The 6,831-nt window shown below is 72.3% G+C and carries 8 protein-coding genes; 6 read left to right on the top strand and 2 right to left on the bottom strand.

Translation table 11 applies throughout. The annotated features are described in order from the left end of the window. The first annotated feature begins 62 nt into the window (after positions 1-62). Positions 63-1,385, top strand: coding sequence for a phosphoribosyltransferase family protein (locus FNX44_RS21890; RefSeq protein WP_143650452.1), 1,323 nt, complete (start codon positions 63-65; stop codon positions 1,383-1,385). A gap of 9 nt (positions 1,386-1,394) precedes the next feature. Here FNX44_RS21890 and FNX44_RS21885 read toward each other — a convergent pair whose 3' ends face one another. Then, positions 1,395-1,790 (bottom strand): cupredoxin domain-containing protein, encoded by a 396-nt coding sequence (locus FNX44_RS21885; RefSeq protein WP_228450091.1) that lies wholly within the window; start codon positions 1,788-1,790, stop codon positions 1,395-1,397. A gap of 442 nt (positions 1,791-2,232) precedes the next feature. Here FNX44_RS21885 and FNX44_RS21880 point away from each other — a divergent pair, with 442 nt between their 5' ends. From FNX44_RS21880 to FNX44_RS21870, 3 genes are all read left to right on the top strand, one after another. Further along, on the top strand, positions 2,233-2,508 hold the full coding sequence (locus tag FNX44_RS21880; RefSeq protein WP_143650450.1) for a hypothetical protein: 276 nt from the start codon (positions 2,233-2,235) through the stop codon (positions 2,506-2,508). Between the two features lie 70 nt (positions 2,509-2,578). Then, positions 2,579-2,845 carry a hypothetical protein gene (locus tag FNX44_RS21875; RefSeq protein ID WP_143650448.1) on the top strand — a complete coding sequence of 89 codons (267 nt, stop codon included), beginning with the start codon at positions 2,579-2,581 and terminating at the stop codon, positions 2,843-2,845. Between the two features lie 20 nt (positions 2,846-2,865). Continuing rightward, positions 2,866-3,123, top strand: coding sequence for a hypothetical protein (locus FNX44_RS21870; protein WP_153507603.1), 258 nt, complete (start codon positions 2,866-2,868; stop codon positions 3,121-3,123). A 104-nt stretch (positions 3,124-3,227) separates the two neighbouring features. Here FNX44_RS21870 and FNX44_RS21865 read toward each other — a convergent pair whose 3' ends face one another. After that, positions 3,228-4,640 carry a pyridoxal phosphate-dependent decarboxylase family protein gene (locus FNX44_RS21865; protein WP_143650444.1) on the bottom strand — a complete coding sequence of 471 codons (1,413 nt, stop codon included), beginning with the start codon at positions 4,638-4,640 and terminating at the stop codon, positions 3,228-3,230. Positions 4,641-4,687: 47 nt separating this feature from the next. On the opposite strand from FNX44_RS21865, the gene FNX44_RS21860 reads away from it, so the two are divergent. Continuing rightward, the gene (locus FNX44_RS21860) at positions 4,688-5,587 is read left to right on the top strand and encodes a 3-methyl-L-tyrosine peroxygenase-related protein (RefSeq protein ID WP_143650442.1); all 900 of its coding nucleotides are present in this window, start codon (positions 4,688-4,690) and stop codon (positions 5,585-5,587) included. 26 nt (positions 5,588-5,613) lie between these two features. Next, positions 5,614-6,831, top strand: a 1,218-nt coding sequence (locus FNX44_RS21855) for an ATP-grasp domain-containing protein (RefSeq protein ID WP_143650440.1), incomplete at its 3' end; no start/stop codon positions are given.

Below are 6,831 nucleotides of genomic sequence, written 5' to 3'. Positions count from 1 at the left end.
CACCCACCCGCCCATCCGTATCCGTCCATCCGCACCCCCGGGGGAGACGAGGAGGCCGGGCCGTGTACTTCACGGATCGTCGGGATGCCGGCCGGCAGCTGTCCGCCCGGCTTGAGCACCTCAGGGACTCCGACGTCGTGGTGCTCGGGCTGCCGCGCGGAGGCGTCCCCGTCGCCGCGGAGATCGCCGAGGCGCTCGGTGCGCCGCTGGACGTCTGCCTGGTGCGCAAACTGGGCGTGCCGTTCCAGCCGGAGCTGGGGATGGGGGCCATCGGCGAGGGCGGCGTCCGCGTGATCAACGATGAGGTGCTGCGTACCGCACGGATCACCGACGAGGCCCTGGCCGAGGTCGAGGAACACGAGCGCGAGGTGCTGGAGAGCCGCGCCCGGCGTTATCGGGCCGGCCGCGAACCGGAACCGCTCACCGGCCGCACGGCGGTGCTCGTCGATGACGGCGTCGCCACCGGTTCCACGGCGCGCGCGGCCTGCCAGGTCGCCCGGGCCCGTGGGGCCACGAGCGTTGTGCTCGCGGTCCCCGTGGCACCCCGCGGCTGGACCCCGAGGCCGGGCACGGACGCCGACGAGTTCCTGTGCCCGCACACCCCGCGAGGCTTCCACGCGATCGGGCAGTACTACGCCCACTTCCCCCAGACGGACGACAACGAGGTCGTCGGCCTCCTCGCGGAGGCCCTCGTCCGCTCGGCCACGGCAGCCGCTCCCGAGGGCCGGGAGACACCCGTACGCGCGGGAGCGGTGACGCTGCGTGGGCGGCTGGCCGTGCCCGAGGGTGCGATCGGTGTCGTGGCGTTCGCACACGGCAGCGGCAGCAGCCGGCGCAGTCGGCGGAACCGGTTCGTCGCGCTCGGCCTGAACCGGGCCGGGCTCGGCACCCTCCTGTTCGACCTCCTCACCGAGGAGGAGGAGACCGACCGCGCCAACGTCTTCGACACGGCCCTACTCGGCCGCAGACTCACCGACGCCACCGGCTGGCTGCGCGAACAACCCGAGACCCGGGGACTGGCCGTCGGATACTTCGGCGCCAGCACCGGCGCGGCCGCCGCGCTCTGGGCCGCCGCCGAGCCGGACGCGAGGATCGGCGCGGTCGTCTCCCGCGGCGGCAGACCCGACCTCGCCGGACCACGGCTGCCGGCCGTCACCGCTCCCACGTTGCTGATCGTCGGGGGCCACGACCACGCGGTGCTCGACCTCAACCGCGAGGCGCAGGCCCGGTTGCGGTGTGAGAACCGGCTTGTGGTCGTCCCCGGCGCAACCCACCTCTTCGAGCAACCCGGAGCCCTGGAGCAGGTCACCGACCTCGCCCGTGACTGGTTCACCGACCGTCTCGGGCGGCGTGGTGACAACGCCTCGCACGGCCGGAGCGGCTGACCGCTCCGGTCAGCGGACGGTGAGGGTGCCCCTCATGTCCGGGTGGAAGGAGCAGGTGTAGCGGTAGCTGCCGGCCTCGGAAGGTGCGGTGAAGGTTCCGGACCGCCCCGCCGCGATGTTGCCGGTGTCGAACTCCTCGTCCCCCGTGGCGGTCACCGTGTGGCCCACGTTGTCCTTGTTGACCACCGTGATCTCCTGTCCGGGCGCCACCTCCAGGTCCGCCGGCTCGTAGGTGAAGTTCTCGATGGTGATGGTGACGGCACCATCCTCCGCCGTGGCCGTCGGACTGCCGTAGGGAGTGGGCCTGGTGTCACCGCCGTTGCCGCAGCCCGCAAGCAGCATGAGCAGGGCGAGGAGCGTCCCGGCCACCATGGTGGCCCGGCCGCGTGCGAGGGAATATGGCATGGATCGGGGCCCTTCGGACGCACGGATCGTTGCCACCCCAGCCTTCCCCACCGCCGCCGCGATGCCCGGCAGGCGCGGCCGTCAGCAGCGGACTTCGGGCGACTTGCGCAGCCGGGAGGCATGCGCGTGGCCGAACCGGGCGAGTGACCTGCGCGCGTTCGGGCCCGGAGGGAACGCCGTGCGCGACCGGGGCTTCGCCGAGCCCGATGTCGACATGACAAAGCTCGAACCCTGCACCTGACACTCCGCCGGGAACCGCTACGAGGACCACAGCCCTCGTAGCAGCCGTCAACGAGCGCACCGGACGCGGTGGTTCCTCCGCTACCTCGATGCAGATCACCGGACCTCACGGAGCCCGGTACGGCTCAACGTGTCCTCCGACCAGGTCCCGCGTTATACCCGCGTACACGCTGCGGCCGACTGAGTGAAGGAGCCGAAGAGGGTGCGTAAGGCACGTATGCGCAGGCACGTGGTGATGACGGTCTGCTCCTGTCTGATGGTTGCGGGGCTGGGCGGGACGGCTCACGCCGACAGCAACGACAATCTGGCCGACCCTCCGCTCAAGTGCGGTGCGGGGCTGCTTTCTGTCGGTGGTGAGCGGCAGTCGTGCGTCACGGAACAGCACGTCGACCAGCAGATCGTCAAGCATCACAGCAAGAGCTTCGACATCGTCGACTTCGCCGACGTGATCACACCAATCGACGGCCTGCTGCCCTGAGCACCCCGTCCTCCTCCTCCGCGCCCGGCCGGAGCCGCCGGGCCATCTTGTTCGATTCAGGAGTTCATCGATGCGTACCCATCGGTTCGTTGAAACCGCGGCCCTGGCCGCGGGGTTGCTGGTGCTGGCCACGGCGGGCGGTGCCGCGGCGGACACCAACATCAACACCCACAGCCCATCGATGCTGTGCGACACCGGACCGCTGGCCGTCAATCCCCCTGCCAGTTCGTGCGAGGCACGGCAGAGCGTCAAGCAGGGCGTGCTGAAGACGCACACCGAGGACGTGGACCTGATCAATCGCCTGGACATCGCCATCCCGGCCGCGCTGGGGCTCTGAACATGAAAGCGGAACGTTCCATGGGCGTGATGCGTACGGCCGGCCTGTCGCTGGCGGCGCTCGCCGCCGTTGTGGCGAGCGGGGCACAGGCCGCGGCCGACTCCAACCAGACCGAGCAGAAACCGCTGATGGTCTGCAACATCGTGCTGTTCTCGCCCGGGGCCCAGGTCGGTGACGGCTGCCAGGCGGTGCAGGTGAGCGGGCAGAGCATCCTGAAGGAGGACAGCGTCAGTCATACGCTGGTCGACTTCGTCGGTGTACGCCCCAGCCTTCTGTGACAGAGCGGTCTTCTGTGGCAGAGCGGTCCCGCTCGGGGGCAGCGGACTCTCCTGGGCCTGCCGGAGGAGCGACTCCGGCAGGCCCAGGAGGGCCGTCCTTCCAGTCAGGACGCGGACACGGCGCGGGCCCGGACGAGGTCCCAGGCGCGGCGGACGGTCGTCTCGTCGGCGTACGGGGATCCCAACGCGGCGCGGAGTACCGGCCGGCCGTCCACGAGGGCGGGTGTGCACAGGACGTCGGCTTCCTCGGCGAGACGCCGGGTCAGCTCGCGGGTCCTGTCGTCGGTGTCCGCGCGGAAGACGACAAGGCCGAACCGGTGGGCCACGAGGTGGAATCCGGGTTCCTGCTCGACCAGGGAGGCGAGCAGGGCTGCGAGTCGGACGTCGTGCCGGATCACCTCCCGCAGTTCCGCCAGCCCGTGGGCGCGCAGCACGTACCACAGCTTCAGGGCCCGCATCGGACGGCCGAGCGGGATCTGCCAGTCCTTGAAGTCGACGACCTCCGGCGAGTCGCCGGCGTTGTCGCGCAGGTAGGAGGCGGTCGAGCCGAGAGCGTCGGTCAGGTCCTTCCGGTCGGCGACCCACAGGACGTCGCAGGGAGTGCCGGTGCGCAGCCACTTGTGGGCGTTGACGGCGTAGGAGTCCGCGAGTTCCAGCCCGGTGTTGTCCTCGCGCAGCTCCGGGCAGAGCGCCGCGCTGCCGGCGTAGGCGGCGTCGACGTGCAGCCAGATGCCGCGTTCCCGGCAGACGGCGCCGATCCGGGGCACCGGGTCGGTGGCGCAGGTGACGGTGGTGCCGGCGGTCGCGATGACGGCGGCGGGCACCAGGCCGGCGGCCCGGTCGGCGTCGACGCGTTCGGCCAGTGCGGCCGGGTCCATGACGTGCGCACCGGGAACCGTCGGGACGAGGACGGGTTCGCCCGCCCCGGCGACGCGGACCGCCTTCGGTACACAACTGTTGGCCTGGTCCGTGCAGTAGACCCGCAGCCGGCCCTCCGTCCCGTGCTCACGCCACCGCCCCCGGGAGGCCCTGTGCAGGCCCGCGACCACGGCGATCAGCACGGCCGACGACGCCGAGTCCAGGATGACGCCACCGCCCTGCCTGGACGCGTGCGTGAAACGGGCCGGCAGGTCCAGGGCGCGGGCGAGCCAGTCGCACACCCGCTGTTCCAACTCGGTGGCGGCCGGCGACGTCGACCACATCATGCCCTGCACGCCCAGCCCCGCCGTGACCAGCTCGGCCAGGACCGACGCGGGCGAGTTGCTGGTCGGGTAGTAGCCCAGGAAGTTCGGGTGCTGCCAGTGCACCAACTCCGGCACGATCGTGCGCCAGGTGTCGTCGAGGATGGCTGCCAGATCCTCGCCCCGCTCCGGCGCCGAATCCGGGAGCGCCTTGAGAGTGGTACCCGGCGGACCGGGCGGTACCACGGGGAGGTCGCAGGAGGCCAGAGCCCGCCAGTGATCGGTAAGGCGCCCGGCCGCGTCCGCGGCGGCGGTTCGAAACGCACGCTCGTCCATGTACGGAAACTGGACGCGGGGCCCCGGCCCCACGCCCTCATGGAGTCATGATCACTCGTACGAGCCCCGTGTGGCTGCCGCCGCCCGAACTGCTGCCCGACGCCCGTTCGGCACTCCGCGACGAGGCGGAACGCTCTCCCTCGGGCGACGGACCCGGCATCCCTTCCCGCCCCGGTACCGCGTCCCGCCTCGGGGGCGCCGAACCTCTTCCGAACCCCCGGGAGGCCGTCTACGACGCGCACTTCAACGTGGCCCGCACCTCTCACGAACCGGCCCGCACCCTGCTCCGGGCACTGCTGCGAACCACCGCCGAAGTCAGCGTCTGGGCCTCGGCGGAGACCCGGGCCGCACTGCACACGGCACTGGCGGTATGCGGCCAGAGCGCCCCCGCCCCCGCCGGCACGTCGCGCGCGACTCCGCCGGCCCGCTGGAGCACGGGACACCGGTTGTTCTTCGCCCTCACCGCGGCCACCGTCGTCGCCCTGCGCGACGCTACCGCCAGGCCGGTGGGACGCCACCCCGGGCCGGCCGCGACCCGAGACGCGGCCCTCCTGCTCCGAGCGAGTACGGCTGCCATGGAAGCGACCGCCTCCTTCGCGCCACACGCCTACAGGACCAAGGTGCGGCCGTTGATGGAACCGCCCGAGGAACGGGAGGGCTTCTCCGGCCTGTGGTCCGCCGACCACCGTGCCCTCGTGCGACAGCTCGGAGTCTGGGGCAGGGCCCACGCCGGAGCCTGCCCCGGAGGGTGCCTCGCCGAACGCGCGCTCCGCGCCGCCCTCGCCGACGTCCACGCCGCGCACCACGGCATCTGCGCCCGCTTCGTCGGCCGTGGCCCCTCCCTGCTCGGGGGAGACGCCGACGCCCTGCACACGCTGAGCCGCCTCGCCTCCTCCCGCAGCAGGCTGCTCCGGCCCGACGCCCCACCGTCCCCGCCCCGCCGCTAGGCCGCTGACCACCGAAGGAACCGCTCGTGTACCCGAACGTCCCGTCGCCCGCCCGACCCGGGCCGGCCTCCGCCACCCTGGCACCGCCAGGGGAACAGAACGACCACCGACCCGTCACGTTGGAAGGCGTTGACCTCGACGAGGGAACGGCTCGACTGGAGCGGCTGACCGACGAGATCGTCTTCCTCGACCGTTCCGCCTTCCTGCCGGCCTCCTACCGGCCCGCCACCGGGCTGGTGCGACACGTTCCCGTCTCCCCACTGCTGACGGCCCCACCGCCGCAACGACCCACACACCACCCCGGAAGGCGCACGGTCGCCGTCGCCTTCGCCCCCGAACACGGCGAGCACGCGCGGGACTGGACCCGGCAGCACGGCTGTCCGCTACTGGCCCCGACCGGCGGCATCACCGCCCGCGCCTCCGACAAGATCGACTCGTTGGAACTGCTGGCCGAGGCGGGGGTAGCGGTGCCCGACTGCGTGGTGATCCCGGCCAAGCGGCGCCGGTCGGCCGCCTCGTACTGGCCGGACGGCTGGGGGGCCGCGGTTCTCCAGCGTCGGGAGAACAACCTCGCGGGACGCGGCACCGTTCTCGTCGACACCCCGCAAGCGCTCCCCGCGGCCCTGAACGCGTGGGCCGGCCACACCCTGCGGCTCAGCAGGCTTGTGCACGGACTGCCGCTGACCGTCAGCGCCTGCGCGGGAGCGGACCGGACCGTCGTCTCCGCCGTCTCCCACCAGCTCGTCGGCCTGCCCGAACTCACCCCGGGATGGGGCACCCACTGCGGCAACCAGCTCGTGGACGACGCCGACCTGCCCGCCCCGCTCCTCTCCCGTGTCCGGGACACCGCCCGTGCCGTCGGCGACGTACTCCGCCGGCACGGCTTCCGGGGCGTCTTCGGCCTCGATCTTGTGGCCGACGACGGAACGCCGGTGGTCGTCGAGATCAATCCGCGTTTCCAGACGGTGGCGTCCCTGGCGCAGGCGGCCGAGACCGCGGCCGGGCTGCTGCCCCTGCTGGGGTTGCACGTGCTCGCCTGTCTACTGCCCGAACTGCCGCCGGTCCGCGCCGTGAAGGGACCGGTGCCGCACCTCGGCCAGCTTGTCGTGCACGCCCGGCGGCCCGGACAGGTCGCCGACCTGCCTCGCCCCGGCCACTACCGGCTGACGAGGGAGGACGGACCCCTCGAACTACTCCAACCGCTCGACCTCACGGACCCGTTCGACGAGACGGCCCTCCCACCC

The organism is Streptomyces alkaliterrae (genome assembly GCF_007097205.2).
In the GTDB taxonomy this organism is placed as follows: domain Bacteria; phylum Actinomycetota; class Actinomycetes; order Streptomycetales; family Streptomycetaceae; genus Streptomyces; species Streptomyces alkaliterrae.
Note: the sequence above shows the minus strand (reverse complement) of the source record. Positions and strands in the feature narration are given on the sequence as shown.

What these genes read in the sequence shown, in the direction of transcription:
- FNX44_RS21885 (WP_228450091.1), bottom strand. Translation starts at nt 1,790, where the DNA reads ATGCCATATTCCCTCGCACGCGGCCGGGCCACCATGGTGGCCGGGACG.
- FNX44_RS21875 (WP_143650448.1), top strand. Translation starts at nt 2,579, where the DNA reads ATGCGTACCCATCGGTTCGTTGAAACCGCGGCCCTGGCCGCGGGGTTG.
- FNX44_RS21870 (WP_153507603.1), top strand. Translation starts at nt 2,866, where the DNA reads ATGGGCGTGATGCGTACGGCCGGCCTGTCGCTGGCGGCGCTCGCCGCC.
- FNX44_RS21865 (WP_143650444.1), bottom strand. Translation starts at nt 4,640, where the DNA reads ATGGACGAGCGTGCGTTTCGAACCGCCGCCGCGGACGCGGCCGGGCGC.
- FNX44_RS21860 (WP_143650442.1), top strand. Translation starts at nt 4,688, where the DNA reads ATGATCACTCGTACGAGCCCCGTGTGGCTGCCGCCGCCCGAACTGCTG.